At 34.4% G+C, this 15,586-nt stretch carries 16 protein-coding genes; 9 read left to right on the plus strand and 7 right to left on the minus strand.

Annotated features, from left to right (window positions below; genetic code table 11):
• Nucleotides 1-31: 31 nt before the first annotated feature.
• Genes V7Z48_RS02405 through V7Z48_RS02415 form a run of 3 tightly spaced genes read right to left on the minus strand, consistent with a single transcriptional unit; the run spans nucleotide 32 to nucleotide 1,907 of the window.
• Nucleotides 32-388 (minus strand): phage holin family protein, encoded by a 357-nt coding sequence (locus V7Z48_RS02405; RefSeq protein ID WP_334111794.1) that lies wholly within the window; start codon nucleotides 386-388, stop codon nucleotides 32-34.
• A 41-nt stretch (nucleotides 389-429) separates the two neighbouring features.
• Nucleotides 430-1,194, minus strand: coding sequence for an alpha/beta fold hydrolase (locus V7Z48_RS02410; RefSeq protein ID WP_334111795.1), 765 nt, complete (start codon nucleotides 1,192-1,194; stop codon nucleotides 430-432).
• Nucleotides 1,194-1,907 carry a pyridoxine 5'-phosphate synthase gene (locus V7Z48_RS02415; protein ID WP_334111809.1) on the minus strand — a complete coding sequence of 238 codons (714 nt, stop codon included), beginning with the start codon at nucleotides 1,905-1,907 and terminating at the stop codon, nucleotides 1,194-1,196. The genes V7Z48_RS02410 and V7Z48_RS02415 overlap by 1 nt, the downstream gene beginning before the upstream one ends.
• An 89-nt stretch (nucleotides 1,908-1,996) precedes the next feature.
• Here V7Z48_RS02415 and V7Z48_RS02420 point away from each other — a divergent pair, with 89 nt between their 5' ends.
• The 9 genes from V7Z48_RS02420 (at nucleotide 1,997) to V7Z48_RS02460 (ending at nucleotide 10,879) form a co-directional block, all read left to right on the plus strand.
• A complete protein-coding gene (locus V7Z48_RS02420) occupies nucleotides 1,997-2,653 on the plus strand; it encodes an acetoin utilization protein acuB (protein WP_334111796.1) in 657 nt (218 codons plus the stop codon).
• A 21-nt stretch (nucleotides 2,654-2,674) separates the two neighbouring features.
• Complete coding sequence (locus tag V7Z48_RS02425) at nucleotides 2,675-3,559, plus strand: NAD kinase (RefSeq protein ID WP_334111797.1); 885 nt, start codon at nucleotides 2,675-2,677, stop codon at nucleotides 3,557-3,559.
• 99 nt (nucleotides 3,560-3,658) lie between these two features.
• Nucleotides 3,659-4,348, plus strand: coding sequence for a type IX secretion system protein PorG (gene porG, locus V7Z48_RS02430; protein ID WP_334111798.1), 690 nt, complete (start codon nucleotides 3,659-3,661; stop codon nucleotides 4,346-4,348).
• On the plus strand, nucleotides 4,349-5,092 hold the full coding sequence (locus tag V7Z48_RS02435; RefSeq protein ID WP_334111799.1) for an isoprenyl transferase: 744 nt from the start codon (nucleotides 4,349-4,351) through the stop codon (nucleotides 5,090-5,092).
• A gap of 9 nt (nucleotides 5,093-5,101) precedes the next feature.
• Nucleotides 5,102-7,645 carry a BamA/OMP85 family outer membrane protein gene (locus tag V7Z48_RS02440; RefSeq protein WP_334111800.1) on the plus strand — a complete coding sequence of 848 codons (2,544 nt, stop codon included), beginning with the start codon at nucleotides 5,102-5,104 and terminating at the stop codon, nucleotides 7,643-7,645.
• A 116-nt stretch (nucleotides 7,646-7,761) separates the two neighbouring features.
• A complete protein-coding gene (locus V7Z48_RS02445; RefSeq protein ID WP_334111801.1) occupies nucleotides 7,762-9,102 on the plus strand; it encodes an OmpH family outer membrane protein in 1,341 nt (446 codons plus the stop codon).
• 28 nt (nucleotides 9,103-9,130) lie between these two features.
• Nucleotides 9,131-9,643, plus strand: coding sequence for an OmpH family outer membrane protein (locus V7Z48_RS02450; RefSeq protein ID WP_334111802.1), 513 nt, complete (start codon nucleotides 9,131-9,133; stop codon nucleotides 9,641-9,643).
• Nucleotides 9,644-9,709: 66 nt separating this feature from the next.
• Nucleotides 9,710-10,489: a glutamate racemase gene (murI, locus tag V7Z48_RS02455; protein WP_334111803.1), complete on the plus strand. Its 780-nt coding sequence runs from the start codon at nucleotides 9,710-9,712 to the stop codon at nucleotides 10,487-10,489.
• A 33-nt stretch (nucleotides 10,490-10,522) separates the two neighbouring features.
• Nucleotides 10,523-10,879, plus strand: coding sequence for a GTPase (locus tag V7Z48_RS02460; RefSeq protein WP_334111804.1), 357 nt, complete (start codon nucleotides 10,523-10,525; stop codon nucleotides 10,877-10,879).
• Between the two features lie 13 nt (nucleotides 10,880-10,892).
• On the opposite strand, the gene V7Z48_RS02465 is transcribed toward V7Z48_RS02460, so the two are convergent.
• From V7Z48_RS02465 to V7Z48_RS02480, 4 genes are all read right to left on the minus strand, one after another.
• Complete coding sequence (locus V7Z48_RS02465; RefSeq protein ID WP_334111805.1) at nucleotides 10,893-11,405, minus strand: gamma carbonic anhydrase family protein; 513 nt, start codon at nucleotides 11,403-11,405, stop codon at nucleotides 10,893-10,895.
• 8 nt (nucleotides 11,406-11,413) lie between these two features.
• Nucleotides 11,414-12,148, minus strand: coding sequence for a LytR/AlgR family response regulator transcription factor (locus V7Z48_RS02470; RefSeq protein ID WP_334111806.1), 735 nt, complete (start codon nucleotides 12,146-12,148; stop codon nucleotides 11,414-11,416).
• Nucleotides 12,149-12,165: 17 nt separating this feature from the next.
• Nucleotides 12,166-14,325, minus strand: coding sequence for a histidine kinase (locus tag V7Z48_RS02475; protein WP_334111807.1), 2,160 nt, complete (start codon nucleotides 14,323-14,325; stop codon nucleotides 12,166-12,168).
• A 198-nt stretch (nucleotides 14,326-14,523) separates the two neighbouring features.
• On the minus strand, nucleotides 14,524-15,531 hold the full coding sequence (locus tag V7Z48_RS02480) for a PorP/SprF family type IX secretion system membrane protein (protein WP_334111808.1): 1,008 nt from the start codon (nucleotides 15,529-15,531) through the stop codon (nucleotides 14,524-14,526).
• Nucleotides 15,532-15,586 lie beyond the last annotated feature (55 nt).

Raw genomic sequence — 15,586 nt, forward strand, 5'->3', positions numbered from 1 at the left:
TTAGCGTGCCAACAAAGTTTTTAAAATGCTGTTATTCAGTAATTTTTTTATCTTCTTGTAATACTGAATGAAAAATAGACTGCAGTATGGTAAGTAAAATACTAAAAAGTATAGCCGTCCAAATTGATGATACTTGAAATCCGTGAATGAGATGACCAGCTAATAAAATGATAAGTCCGTTAATAACCAGTAGAAACAAGCCCAAAGTTAATATAGTTGCAGGCAGCGTTAGCAAAATCAATAAAGGTCTTACAAATAAATTCAAAACTGCTAAAACAATGGCTACAATTAATGCTGTTAGATAATCCACAACTTCAACGCCAGGTAAGAGTTTAGAAATGATGACTACCGCGATAGCGGAAAGAATGAATTTTACGATAAGTTTCATTTAAATAAGTTTTTGGTGTAATGAAAAATACAATAATTTATTTAACTTAAAAAATGCATCACTTCTTTATAAAAATCCTCTGGATTTTCGGCATGCAACCAATGGCCAGCATTTGAAATGGTTTCAATTTTTACATTAGGAAATTGGCGCTTGATAATATCGTTGTCTTGCAGCCCGATGTATTCAGATTTATCACCTCTTAAAAACAAAGCTGGCCCATCGTATTTCGCCTGAATAGGCAAGGCTTCACCAACCTCTGCTACCTGTTCGGTAAGCACTTCTAAATTTAGCCTAAGCGCTAAAGTGTCTTGATTTTTCCAATATAAATTTTTAAGTAAAAATTGTCGGATGGGTTTTGATTTAATATGCTTAGACAAGGCTTCATCGGCATCTCCACGTGATTTACATGTTTTAAAATCGATAGCATTTAAACCATCTAAGATTCCATCGTGATGCACCGGGTAAAATCTCGGGGAAATATCGGCAACAATTAAATGACTTACCATTTCAGGAAATTCGGTAGCCAGATGCATAGCGGTTTTTCCGCCCATAGAATGCCCTAAAAGCACAATGTTTTCAAGATGGTTGTCTTTACAATAAGATACCACATCTTCTGCCATAACCTCATAGTTAAAATTGTTGCTATGAAAGCTTCTACCGTGATTACGCTGGTCTATTAAATGGACTTGATAACCGGCCTCAGAAAAGGAAGTTCCTAAAGTTTTCCAGTTATCGCCCATACCTAAAAATCCATGTAAAATGATAAACGGTTTTCCTTCACCAATAATATTTGCGTATAGTGGCATTACTTTAATTTTTGAAGATACATTTGAATTACGTTTTCAACTCCTAAATACAAACTTTCGGTGATAAGTGCGTGGCCGATAGAAACTTCTAGTAATTCAGGAATATTTTGTTTAAAAAACTGAATGTTGTTCAAAGACAAATCATGTCCTGCATTGATGCCTAAACCTAAATCTGTCGCTAATTCTGCGCAAGCGGTGTAAGGCTTGATGGCTTCTAAATTGCCGCGTTCGTATTGATGTGCGAAAGCTTCTGTGTAGAGTTCAATTCTATCGGTTCCTGTGAGTTTAGCGCCTTCAACATGGCTTAAATTAGGGTCGACAAAAATAGAAGTTCTAATCCCATTGCGTTTAAATTCGGCAATAACTTCCGATAAAAATTGTTGGTGCTTTTTTGTATCCCAACCAGCATTTGAGGTAATGGCATCAACTGCGTCTGGCACCAAAGTTACTTGAGTTGGTTTTACTTTTAGCACGATGTCTATAAATTCCTTAATTGGATTGCCTTCAATATTGTATTCGGTACAAATTTCTGGCTTTAATTCATAAACATCCTTATAAGTGATGTGTCGTTGGTCGGGTCTAGGGTGAATCGTAATGCCTTGCGCTCCGTAGCGCTGAGCATCTTTTGCAAATTCTACAACGTTTGGTACATTTCCACCACGAGCGTTTCTTAAGGTAGCAACCTTGTTTATATTTACACTTAATTTCGTCATCATAGCAATTTTTAAAGTGCAAAAATACAAACAACAAAGGGCTAATTACAGTTAATTTTGATTAATTTGCACTTTCAATAATATACTAGATGCAACTAGATAATCTCATAATAAACGATCTAAAACCCATTCATATTTCTGATACCATTGGCGACGTGAAGTTGATGTTTAGTCAGCTTACATATACGCACATTCCAATAAAAAATGGTGAAATTTATATAGGATGTATTTCTGAAACTGATGCTCATTGTTTTGAGTCGCCTATTATTTTAAGTGATATCACCTATTCAATTGAAGGCTTTTTTGTTCGCGATAATAGTACCTGGCTTGACGTTTTAGAAGCTTTTGCGCAAAACAATAGCAATGTGATGCCTATTTTAGATATTAACAATACTTACCTAGGTTATTATGAATTAAACGATGTTATAGGATTATTTAATGAAACACCATTTTTTGCAGAATCCGGCGGCGTTATCATTGTTGAAAAAAGTTTGAACGACTATTCATTTAGCGAAATCAGTCAGATTGTTGAATCAAATAATGCCAAGATTTACGGTGCGTTTATTTCACAAATGGTAAACGACAAAGTTCAACTTACAGTTAAAATAGGCCAAACAGGAATGAATGACGTTTTACAATCCTTCAGACGTTATGGTTACAATATTGTATCTGGGATTGAAGAAGACACCTATATTGAAAATTTAAAAGAGCGTTCGGACTATTTAAATAAATATTTAGACTTATAATCAACTTCTCACATTACTACTTTGAAAATAGCAATATTCGGTCAGCAATTTCATCACAGCACCCAAGAAAGTTTGGAAATTCTATTTGAATGTCTTGATGACTACAAGGCTGAGATTTATTTGGAGCCAGAGTTTGCTAATTTTATAGGAAAAAAGTTTAACCAACTCAGTAAGAAGTTTGCCTGCGAATCTTTTGAAAATATTGATTCAAGTTTCGATTTATTGGTAAGTATTGGCGGCGACGGCACCATTTTAAGAGCCATTACACATGTGAAAACTTCTGGTGTGCCAATAGTTGGTATTAATACTGGAAGATTAGGATTTTTGGCGACGATTCAAACCAGTGTAATTAAATCTGCTTTTGAAGATATTTTTAATAAGAACTATAAAATCTCTGAACGCAGTCTGGTGTCGGTTACGACAAATCCAGTTCACGAAGCAATGGTTAACATCAACTTTGCTTTAAATGAAGTGGCTGTAAGTAGAAAAAATACCACTTCCATGATTTCGGTAGACACCCATTTAAACGACGAATATCTCACCTCATATTGGGCAGATGGTTTGATAATAGCAACACCAACAGGTTCTACCGGATATTCTTTAAGTTGTGGCGGTCCCGTTATTACGCCTCAAGCTGGCAATTTTGTAATAACACCTATTGCCCCACACAACCTTAATGCCAGACCTTTAGTAATTCCCGATTCAACCTCTATTCAGTTAAAGGTTAACGGAAGAGAAGATGATTTTTTACTCTCTCTAGATAGCCGATTATTTACGCTAACAAACGACACTGTTGTTACCGTAAAAAGAGCCAATTTTAAAATAAACATGGTGGAACTTAATAGCGAAAGCTTTTTAAATACCTTAAGAAAAAAACTGCTTTGGGGTGAAGATAGGCGCAATTAAACAATAAATTTAACGCTTTGGTGTTAATCACTAAGACAATTGAACTCAAATTGTAATAGGCTAATCATTATTGTTATATTTGCAAACTTTTAAAAATTTATGAGGCACAAAATCATAGTTTTATTAAGCTTTTTAATCATCGGGACCACAAGTGCCCAAATATATGAAGTTGGCGTGTTTTTAGGTGGAAGTAACTTTATTGGAGATGTTGGAGCAACCACTTACATTGCCCCAAATAATCTTGCTATTGGTGGTATTTTAAAATGGAATAGAAGTCCAAGGCATGCATTTCGCGCTTCACTAACTTATGCCAAACTAGAAGGTATCGATAGTAAATCAAGCGACAACAGACGTATTGCCAGAAATTATTCGTTTGAAAATGATATTGTGGAATTATCGGCTGGAATGGAATTCACTTTTTTTGATTTTGATTTACACATTACTGGAAATAAAACAACACCATATTTATATACCGGTATTTCTGTGGCGCATCACGATAATTATTTTTTCACAGCAGCCGGCGACTACACATCTGAAAACACAAGTAGTTGGGCTTATGGCATTCCTATTATATTCGGCATTAAAACAACCATAACCAATCATATCATTTTAGCAGGAGAAGTTGGTGCTCGATATACGTTTAGCGACGAATTGGACGGCAGTGTGCCTGATGCAGATTTTAGACAGAATTTGAGTTTCGGTAATACGAACAGCAACGATTGGTACGTATTTACTGGAATAACCTTAACATATACCTTCGGCCAAAGACCTTGTTATTGCTCTTACTAAATGGAAAGTATACCTAAATTTCATACCGATAAATTACCCAAACATCTCGCCATTATTATGGATGGCAACGGTAGATGGGCCAAACAAAAAGGAATGTTGCGCATAATAGGGCATGAAAATGGGACAAAATCGGTAAGAACTACAGTAGAAGCGTGTGCAGAAATTGGAATTGAACATCTTACCTTATATGCCTTTTCAACCGAAAACTGGAACAGACCCAAAACTGAAGTAAATACTTTAATGAAATTATTAGTGAAATCATTAAAAAAAGAAATTAAAACACTTCAGGACAACAATATTAAACTAATGGCTATTGGTAATCTAAATGAACTCCCTCAAAATGCGCATAAAGAATTGCTAGAAGTAATCGATAAAACAAAATCGAATACACATATGATTTTAACTTTAGCATTGAGTTATGGCTCACGAGAAGAGTTAATAAATGCGATTAAAACCATAAGTAGCAACGTTAAAAATAATATAATTTCAATTGATTCTATTGATGAATCCATAATTAATAATCATCTTTACACGCAAAATTTACCAGACGTAGACTTGCTAATTAGGACTAGCGGCGAACAAAGAATTAGTAACTTTTTACTTTGGCAAATCGCTTATGCCGAATTGTATTTTACTGATGTACTTTGGCCAGACTTTCAAAAGGAAGATTTGTACAAGGCCCTTAAATGCTATGAACAACGTGAAAGAAGATTTGGTAAAACAAGTGAACAACTTAGCAAATAATCAAAAAATTTGAAAACTTATCGTAATTTCTTTATAATAATCCTAACTTTTATAATTGGACCAATATTATCAGCTCAGGAATATTCATTCGACACAGGCAAATCTTACGTAATTGGCGAAATAGAGGTCACAGGTAATACCTCATTTGGTTCACAGACTATCGTGGCTTATTCGGGTCTTAGAAAAGATGATGTTATTAAAATACCTGGTGAAAAAATAAGTAACGCCATCAAAAAATTATGGCGTTCAAATTTATTTAGTAGTATTGATATTTATGCCACAAGGTTTGCCAACGATACCGTGTTTTTAGAAATTGAACTTTCTGATTTACCCGAATTAAATACTGTAAAAGTACAAGGTGTTAAAAAAGGTAAGTTTGAAGAAATTATAAACGAAAACAAACTTCAAAAAGGTACCAAAGTAACTGAAAACTTAATAACTACAACCAAAAGTTACTTAACGAATAAATATAAGAAAAAAGGTTTTTTTAATACCGAAGTCAATATCGTCACCACAGAAGTAAAAGACACTATAGATAAAAAGCGTGTCAATATGCTTGTAGATATTGATCAAAAAGAAAAGGTTAAAATAAAAAAGATTGAGTTTGAAGGTAACGAGGTATTTAAAGACAAAAGATTGCGAAAATCACTCAAAAATACCAAACAAAAGTTTCTGTTTAGAATATTAAAACGCTCCAAATATATTGAAGCCGACTTTAAAGAAGATCTTGTATCACTTATCGATTTATATAAAGAAAATGGTTACCGCGATGCTAGGGTAGTCTCTGATACTATTATTAAAAATGACGACAACACCATTTCATTAAAAATAGAAGTTAATGAAGGTTCAAAATATACTTTCGGAAAAATAAACTTTGTAGGAAATACAGTTTATTCAAATCGAGAATTAATGTCTGTTTTAAAAATTACTGAAGGTTCAACTTATAATGGCGTTGAACTCGCTAAGCGCATTGAAGATAATACACGTCCTGATGGCATTAATCTAACCAACCTATACCAAGACAGCGGCTATTTGTTCTCAACCATAAACCCAGTAGAAACTGGTGCTGATGGCAATGTTATCGATCTTGAAATTAGAATAACCGAAGGTAAACCAGCCTATCTAAATAACGTAACAGTTATTGGAAACGAGATAACAAATGATAGGGTTATTTACCGTGAACTACGCACGAGACCTGGACAACTTTATCAAAAATCAAACATCGTTAGAACAGTGCGTGAGCTCGGTCAGCTTGGATTTTTTGATGGTCAACAAATTACACCTGATATTAAAAATCCTGATCCCAATGCTGGCACACTCGATATTCAGTATTCAGTAGTAGAACAAGGTTCTAGCCAGATTGAATTACAAGGTGGTTATGGTGGTGGTGGCTTTATAGGAACACTCGGGCTTTCTTTTAACAATTTTGCCATCAAAGATATTTTCAAAAAAGACGCCTACAAACCTGTTCCACGTGGTGATGGACAAACACTAGCGCTGCGGTTGCAAGCGAGTCAATTTTTCCAAACATTTAGTTTTACCTTTAGCGAACCATGGTTAGGTGGAAAAAGACCTCAGCAACTTTCGGTTTCATTATCTCAAACCAAACAATTTTTATTTGATCCATTCAGCAGAAGAGCCGACAGAAGTCGTAGTTTCAATATTACCGGTATTTCGGTTGGTCTGGCAAAACGATTAACAGTTCCTGACGATTTCTTTTTATTGTCTCAATCGGTGGGTCTTCAGCATTATAGTCTGAACAATTATAATACTGGTTTATTTACCTTTGGTAATGGGTATGCTAATAATTTATCATATACAGTTGCTTTGTCAAGAAACAGCACCTATACCGATCCAATTTTTCCAACTGGTGGATCGAATTTTAGTATCTCGGCAAAATTATCGTTACCCTATTCACTTTTAAATAATGTTGATTATGGCGCATTAGCCGAAGAAAGAGCTGGTTTGGATCCCACAAATCCTAGCGACTTTCAACGAATCGGAGATATAGATCAAGAACGTTTTAAATGGCTTGAATTTTATAAAGTTAAATTTAGAGGTGATTATTACACCACATTGTTCAAGCAATTCGTATTACGATCAAATATTGAATTTGGTTTTTTAGGTGCTTACAACAACGATAGAGGTATCATACCTTTTGAGCGTTTCTTTTTGGGTGGTGATGGTTTAGGAAATTTTGCTTTAGACGGACGTGAAGTCGTGCAATTAAGAGGTTACCCAAACCAATCTTTGTCGACGGTTGATGGTGGAACGATTTACAATAAGTTTTCATTAGAGCTTAGACATCCAATTACCTTAGGTGCTGGCGCGAAAATTTTTGCACTCGGATTTTTAGAGGCTGGTGCGTCATTCGATAACTTTAGAGAGTATAATCCCTTTAACATGCAACGTTCAGCTGGATTTGGTATCAGAATTTTTATGCCAGCCTTCGGACTTTTAGGTATTGATTTCGGACATGGTTTTGATCCATTACCTGGACAAACACAGAAAAATGGATGGGAAACCCACTTCATTATTGGACAACAATTTTAAGTTTGGCACGATATTTTCTAACGTTGATTTAAGTAATTCATAGCAGTGTTAAAATTTTTCAATATTTATTTCGTTAATTTGAAAAATATTATGGTTAACATAAATAATATACTTACATGAAATACAATGTTCTTTATATATTGACAATAGTTGTTTTTACAACGCTTTCAACTCATGCGCAAAGAGGTATAAGAATCGCTTATATAGATACGGAATACATTTTAGAAAATGTACCTAACTATACTGAGGCTAATGCGCAACTCGACAAAAAAGTGCAGGAATGGAAATCTGATATAGATAAAAAGCTCAATGCCATTGAAACCAAAAAACAAGAGCTCGAAGCTGAACGTATTTTGCTAACAAAGGAATTGTACGAAGAACGACTTGAAGATATTAAGATTGAAGAAAATGAAGTGTTGGATTATCAGCAGAAAAGATTTGGACCAGAAGGCGATTTAATAACACAAAAAAATCAACTAGTTCAGCCTGTTCAAGATCAAATTTTTGCCACAGTGCAAGAAATTGCTGAAGCTAGAAATTACGATTTTATTTTTGACAAATCTGCCGACCTAACAATGCTTTTTTCAGCTAAGCAATATGATATTAGCGAGCAAGTTTTAAGAAGTATAACAAGATCAACTGGGCGCAGACAGGCACAAACTAAGGAAGAGCGCCGCGAAGCGGAAGCGGAAGAATTAGCTCCAGAAATAAATGAAAGTCTTGAAGACAGACAAAAAGCCTTAGAAGAAAAGAAAGACGCTAGAAGACAGGAAGCTGAGACCAGACGTCAACAGCAACTAGAAGAAAGAGAAGCAGCAAAAGAAGCAGCGGCGGCTAGGAGACAACAAATAATTGACGAACGTGCCAAAGCCAGAGAAGAAAAAATGGGTAAGAGTGGCAGAACCACAGCAGACAAGGATTCTACTACCGATGCTTCAAAACAAAGTGATAACTCTGGTAAAACGCCTCAAGAATTGATGGCCGAGCAACGTGCTGAAAAATTAAAGGAACGTGAACAAAAAAGACAAGAAGCCTTAGAAGCACGAAATATTAGCACACCTCCTTCTATTGGAAAAGAAGCTGAGAAAGAGGTTGAAAAAACAGTAACCAAAGACTCAATTTCGGACGCAAAAGATAAGACGCCACAAGAATTAATGGCAGAAGAAAGAGCCAGAAAAATAAAAGAACGCGAAGAAAAAAGACAAGAAATTCTAGATGCTAAAAAAGCTCAAACTGGAAACACAGATGAGAAACCTGCTGAGAAGTCTAAAGATTCGACCGCCGCTGAAAAACCTTTAACAGCTAAAGAGAAAATGGAAGCTGAACGTCAAAAGAAAATTGACGAAAGAGAAGCACGAAGAAAAGAATTAGAAGATCGTAAAAAGAAAATATTAGAAGATCGTAAAAAAGAAAAAGAAGAAGCTGAGAAAAAAGCAGACTCAATTAAAAACAATTAATTAATACACAATAGTAACATTTAAACACATGAAACAATTTAAAACTATTTTATTTGCAACTGCCCTATTTCTAGGTGCAACAACGTTAAGCACTGCACAAAGTAAAGTTGCTCATATCGATTCTCAAGCACTTATTGGTGCCATGCCGGAGACTAAAGCTGCTCAGGCCGAGATTGAAAAACTTGAGAAAACGTATCAAGTAGCAATTGAAGAAATGATAGCTGAATATCAAAATAAATTAAAACGATACGATGCCGAAGCTGCTTCTCAAACAGATGACGAAAATGCTAAAAGAATGACCGAAGTAGAAACCATGCAACGCAGCATTAGAGAATATCAAGGTCAGGCACAAGAAGATCTTCAAAAAAAGCAATTCGACTTATTAAAACCAATTACCGAAAAAGTGAAAGCTGCTATCGTTAAAGTGGCAAAAGCTCAAGGTTTTGATTACGTATTAGAATCTACGCCTAACAACGGTATTGTAATAATGGCTGACGGAAAAGATCTTATTGCAGATGTTAAAAAAGAATTGGGTATTTAATTCAATCTTAAAAATTAAAGTTCAACGAGCCGCTTTTAATAGAGCGGCTTGTTTATTTTTGTAAGCATGCAAAACAATCCTATTGGTATTTTTGATTCTGGTGTTGGTGGTACTTCTATTTTTAAGGAAATACATCAACTGCTTCCAAATGAATCCTTAATATATTTAGCAGATAGTAAAAACGCTCCTTATGGTACCAAATCGAAGGAAGAAATTATTAGTTTGAGTGTTAAGAACACTGAACTTCTTATAAAAATGAAATGCAAACTTATTGTTGTAGCTTGTAATACCGCTACAACAAATGCCATTTCACATTTAAGAGCAAATTACCAGTTGCCATTTATCGGAATTGAACCTGCTATAAAACCTGCGGCACTTCAATCTCAATCTAAAAGTATTGGTATTTTAGCAACCAAAGGCACTTTGTCTAGTGAGTTGTTTCATAAAACCACAAATCTTTACAGTCAAAACATTACCGTTGTTGAACAAACTGGCACTGGGATAGTAGAATTAATTGAAAATGGCGCCCTACATTCACCAGAATTAAAATCACTGCTCAAAAGCTACATGCAACCCATGATCGATGCCCAAATAGATTATTTGGTCTTAGGTTGCACGCACTATCCCTATTTGATTCCGATTTTGAAAACCATTTTACCAGAAAATGTTACAATTATAGATTCTGGACTTGCAGTGGCAAGACAAACCAAAGCGGTTTTAAACCTTCATGATTTAGAAAAAACTATTTCAAATTCCCCAGAAATAATATTTTACACCAACGGAAAAACCGATGTAATTACCGCTTTAACAGAAGCAAAATATCCAGTGAAATTTTTAAATTTCTAGTAAGGTATCGTTAGATTTTACTACTACAAGCAAATGAAAATTATATTTGTTTACAATGCAAAGTCAGGTTTAAAACATTCTGTTTTAGATAGCGTGCATAAAATAATAAGCCCTTCAACCTATCCTTGTAATTTGTGTGCACTCACACATGATACGTTTTCTGAGAAAAGCCTTTGGCGCGAGTTTCAGAAAGATTTTCTGATTGAAATGCGCTTCTTACATAGTGATGAATTTGAAAGTAGTTTTCATTCAGAACAGTTTCAATATCCCACAATTTTACAACTAGAAAACAATACATTGATTGAAATCATTAGTTCCGAAGAGATAAATAACATGAAGGATTTACAAGCATTAATCCATGGTATTAAAACACTCAACCTTTCAGTATAAAACAATCTAAACACTATTTGAACCAACTGGCATATTTTATATAATTGTCGGCAATCCGATTAATTTCGCCATTGATAAGCGCTTCGCTAATGTCCTTAACTTTTTTGGCTGGAACACCTGCATAAATACTACCAGCTTCTACCCTTGTATTTTGAGTAACTACAGCACCTGCGGCTATAATTGAATTACTTTCTATTACGCAATCGTCCATTACAATACTACCCATTCCGATTAGTACATTGTCATGAATTGTACAGCCATGTACAATAGCATTATGCCCAATAGATACATTATTACCAATAGTTGTAGGCGATTTTTGATAGGTGGCATGTATGACCGCACCATCTTGTATATTCACTTTATTTCCAATTTTTATAAAGTGAACATCACCGCGCAGCACTGCATTAAACCAAATACTGCATTGACTTCCTAAACTAACCTCACCAACAACAGTGGCATTCTCAGCAATATAACAATCATCTGGAATAATTGGCGTGTGTCCGTTAACTGATTTAATTACAGGCATATTTTTTCCTATTTATAAAATGATAACAATTCAGATTTTTTTGAGGCAGAAACCATTACTTCCTTGCCATTACTTAGAATAACGCTTCCACCTTTTCCCTTTTTATATTTGGCAACATGGTTTACATTCACCAAATAGGATTTATGAACCCTTGCAAAGCTTGAATTTTTAAGAATATCTTCAAAATATTTTAGTGTTTTACTCACTAATTTCTTCTTATTATTACTTAAATATATTTCGGTATAATTATCATCGGCCTTACAGTATAGAATGTCGGCGGTATCTAATACTTCAAAACCATCTTGTTGGGGAATGGTTATTTTTCCGTCTACAAATTGTGATTTTGTAACCAGAACCTGATTCGCAAGTGCATTCTCTTTTTCTTTTATGTCTGTAACATAATCGACTGCCTTTATTAATTCGTCGATAGAAATTGGTTTCATTAAATAATAGGAAGCATGGGCATTTAATGCCTCTAAAGCATATTGATTGTAGGCAGTTACAAATATCGTTTCAAAGTTTACAGAACCAACTTTATCTAGCAAATCAAAGGCATTCCCGAATGGCATTTCAACATCCAGAAAGACTAAATCCAAGTCGTTTTGCCTTATTAAAGCAAGTCCTTCGTCAATGTTTGCTGCTTCACCAACAATCTCAACATTGGGGCAATATTTTATCAAGTAGTTTTTAAGTATTTCTCGACTATTGGCCTCGTCCTCTACTATTATTGACTTTAATTTCATAAGGTAAATTTAAATTTTTAATCTTTCTTGAGCGTTACAATTACGCGCGTTCCTGTATCTCCTTCAGAATTAAAATCTTCGATATCTACAGATATTTTATCCTTATACATTTGATTAAGAATAGAAACACGTTTTTTAATATTGTTCATACCCTTTGAATTTTGCTTTTTTTGATTGGCAGTTTTCAGTTCTTTAGAACGTTGTCTGCCAATACCATCGTCAGTTACTGATATCATAATTTCGTTGATTGATTTGTTAGCGATTTTAATGTCTAAAAAACCTTTATCTTCTTTATATCTCAAGCCGTGCCAAACAGCATTTTCAATGTACGGTTGCAGTAACATAGGAGGAATCTGATAAGCCTCTACATCAACATCTTCATCTACAATAATTTGATAATCAAATTTTTCTTTAAAACGAAAATGCTCCAATTTGGTGTACATTTTTAAAAGGTTAATTTCCTTTTCTAAGGGAATAAAGTCTTCTTCGCTATTCTCTAAAACAGCGCGCATTAGTAGGGCAAAATCGGATAAATATCGATTAGCCGTACGTTCGTCATTTAGTGCAATGAAACTATTTACAGAATTGAGCGCGTTAAAAATAAAATGGGGGTTCATCTGGCTTCTCAGCGATTTTAGAGCCAATAAATTGTTTGCTAAGCGTTGTTGTTTGATGTATTTGAACATAAAATAGCCCGTGATCAGCAGCAGTATCAATCCCGAAATAAGTGAGTAAATAATTACTTGCTGCCGTTTGTTTCGTTCAAAAGTAAGTTCTAAATTGCTCAATGACAGCGCGCGATCGGTCTCCAAACTTGTAATTCGACTTTGACTCTCGATAAGTTTTCTATTAAATCTTGCTGCCTGCGCTATTTCTTGTTCTTTTAAAATATACAAGGCATCCACTACATCTTTATAGCTTTTATAAGTTTCTAGAGCCTTAGCGTAATTTCCAGCATCTTCGTATACGTCGGTAAGTTTTTTATAAGCGTCCTTTTTGACTATTAAATCTTCGCTTAAAGTGGCTTCTTCAATACTTTTTTCAAGAAATGGAATGGCATTTTTATAATCTTGTTTTAAAAAATAAGCATTTCCAATTTTATAATTTTGTTTTTGAGGTGTAAACGGACTTTCATTTGGAAGAACCGAATCTGATTTCACTACTAAAACATCTTTCAAGGCTTCTTTTCTTAAAGCAATTTCTTTGGAATAATCTTGGCTTTTATTTTTAAAGTCGGCAATGGTGATTTTCTCTTCCATGGCACGTTTTGGATTTTCGTTCTCGGCCAAATTCAGTGCACTGTTGAAAAATCCTTCAGCTTGTTTCAAATTACCAGCTGCTGCATAAGATTTAGCTATTTTAGAATTTAAATCTGTTTGCTTGGCTTTAATTTTAGCAGCGTTGGCAACCGCAACACCGTTATTGAATGCTCTTATTGATTGCTCGTATAAATTCATTTCAAAATAAGTGTCACCCAAGCTTTCATGCCATACAACCAATTGATAATTATCCAGAGATTTTTCATTAATTGATTTTAAGGTAGACAGACTTTCTTGAAAGTTGCCATTTAATCTTTGTGATTTCGCGAGTTTTAATCGAACGTCATTATTAGAAATATTTTGAAGACTGATTAGATAATTATAAACTGCCAAATCAAATTGCTTCCAATAATAATATATGTCGCCCAAAACCTCATACACATCAGCATTTTGATTGACAGTATTACTCTTTTCTAGAGCTTGAGTAACAAATAGAATACTTCGCTCTGCATCTTTTTTTAAATAGGTCTCGGCAGAATCTATATAATTTCTAAAAAGCTGTGCACTTTCTTTTCTTAATTGGTTGGATGATGGTTTAACCTGTTGGGCAGTTACTTCAACCGAAATTCGTTCGTTGTTTTTTATCGTGTAGAAAACAGTTTCGAAATCTGGATGTTTTACAACCAGCTGGTCTCCTTTTTTTACCCTAATTCTAAAGGTTCCGTCACTTCCTGTGGTGGAATAAGCGCCACCGTTAACCTCAATAGTTACGTTTGAAATTGGATTTGAAGAAAACTGTTCTTTTACAGAACCTCGCACATAAAAGTAGTCTATGTTATCAGGGTTACTTTCTTGGGAAAAAGCAGCCAATCCTGAATACAGTGCTAACAACAAGAGTAAAAGACGCGTTAATTTCAAATTAAATATCATTTAAAATTTAAACTTACGCACTTTATTTGATTAATTAAAATGGTGAAATGGGAGATTTAATATTTGTTATGTCACAAAATCAGCCTTCACTCATTCAACAGTTCACTTCACTAAAAAAACTAAGCCTTCACCTTATTTTGATTTTGGAAATAAATAAGTTTTAATATTATTTTGAGACTCGTTAACTTAGTTTATCGCAGGACAATCACATTCGTATTTCTTTTTACGGCAATTAAAGTTGTAGCCTAATGTTATTTGATGAAATCCACCGTTGTTAAAAACTACTGAATTTGCCTGATATGAATAGGTGTAAGCAAATACAAAATTATTGTAATCTACTCCTACAAATGGGGTAAAGTATTGAAGTTTTTGGCTACTAACACCCGAACCGTCTAAAAACTCAGCACCATCAAAACTTCTGCGATAAGATAATCCACCCCAAATTCTTCCGAAATCCATGTCCTTATAAACTTTTCCGTTTATATCAATAGACGATTCCTGAGTTGCATCGCGATACATGTACATAATTGAAGGCTCATAACTCCATTCACTACCGTATTTCTTAAAAGTATTTCCAACTGACAGTAAATAGGTGCGAAGATTATCAAAACTTAAACCTTGTTCGTTAAAATTAATTCCTTCATTATTCAATACGTTTTTAACAGTTGCATGCGCATAAAAATTAATAAAGTGATACGAAAAACCAAAATCAATATTAAAATTGGTGGCACTTTGTTCGATTCCAGCGATAATAGGATCAAAGCCTTGTGATAAAAATGATGTTTCATCCAGCTTATATTGAATAAACCCTGCACTTAAACCAAACGAAAGCATGTTCAAATCAATTTCGTTACGAGAAAACATAAGGTGGTGTGCATAAGTTGCATAAGCACCAACTTGTGAATGGAATCCGTTTCGATCGCTGTAGACGATTCCACCAACTGCTGAAGGACCTTCACCTAATCTACTATTAACACTTAGGGTAGCAAGACTTGGAGCATTATCATCGCCGAACCATTGTTGCCTTCCTGTCATTCTAATTTTTGCGCAATTAGCTACACCAGCCATGGACGGATGTATGAGGTAATAATTATCTGTTAAATAATCTGAATAAATAGGCAGACCTTCTTGGGCATTTAAAGTTGTTATGGTTAGTAACAACGTCATAAGTTTTAAATAGGTTTTAAATTTCATAATATTTTATCTTTTCAAAGTAAAGTGTGCTTTAAACTCTTTTTGCTCACCTGTT

Source organism: Paucihalobacter sp., from assembly GCF_036825875.1.
Classification (GTDB): domain Bacteria; phylum Bacteroidota; class Bacteroidia; order Flavobacteriales; family Flavobacteriaceae; genus Paucihalobacter.

Coding starts and splice junctions, on each gene's coding strand:
- V7Z48_RS02415 (WP_334111809.1), bottom strand. CDS start 1,907: ATGACGAAATTAAGTGTAAATATAAACAAGGTTGCTACCTTAAGAAAC.
- V7Z48_RS02445 (WP_334111801.1), top strand. CDS start 7,762: ATGAAATACAATGTTCTTTATATATTGACAATAGTTGTTTTTACAACG.
- porG (WP_334111798.1), top strand. CDS start 3,659: ATGAGGCACAAAATCATAGTTTTATTAAGCTTTTTAATCATCGGGACC.
- V7Z48_RS02420 (WP_334111796.1), top strand. CDS start 1,997: ATGCAACTAGATAATCTCATAATAAACGATCTAAAACCCATTCATATT.
- murI (WP_334111803.1), top strand. CDS start 9,710: ATGCAAAACAATCCTATTGGTATTTTTGATTCTGGTGTTGGTGGTACT.
- V7Z48_RS02480 (WP_334111808.1), bottom strand. CDS start 15,531: ATGAAATTTAAAACCTATTTAAAACTTATGACGTTGTTACTAACCATA.
- V7Z48_RS02435 (WP_334111799.1), top strand. CDS start 4,349: ATGGAAAGTATACCTAAATTTCATACCGATAAATTACCCAAACATCTC.
- V7Z48_RS02460 (WP_334111804.1), top strand. CDS start 10,523: ATGAAAATTATATTTGTTTACAATGCAAAGTCAGGTTTAAAACATTCT.
- V7Z48_RS02450 (WP_334111802.1), top strand. CDS start 9,131: ATGAAACAATTTAAAACTATTTTATTTGCAACTGCCCTATTTCTAGGT.
- V7Z48_RS02465 (WP_334111805.1), bottom strand. CDS start 11,405: ATGCCTGTAATTAAATCAGTTAACGGACACACGCCAATTATTCCAGAT.
- V7Z48_RS02405 (WP_334111794.1), bottom strand. CDS start 388: ATGAAACTTATCGTAAAATTCATTCTTTCCGCTATCGCGGTAGTCATC.
- V7Z48_RS02410 (WP_334111795.1), bottom strand. CDS start 1,194: ATGCCACTATACGCAAATATTATTGGTGAAGGAAAACCGTTTATCATT.
- V7Z48_RS02470 (WP_334111806.1), bottom strand. CDS start 12,148: ATGAAATTAAAGTCAATAATAGTAGAGGACGAGGCCAATAGTCGAGAA.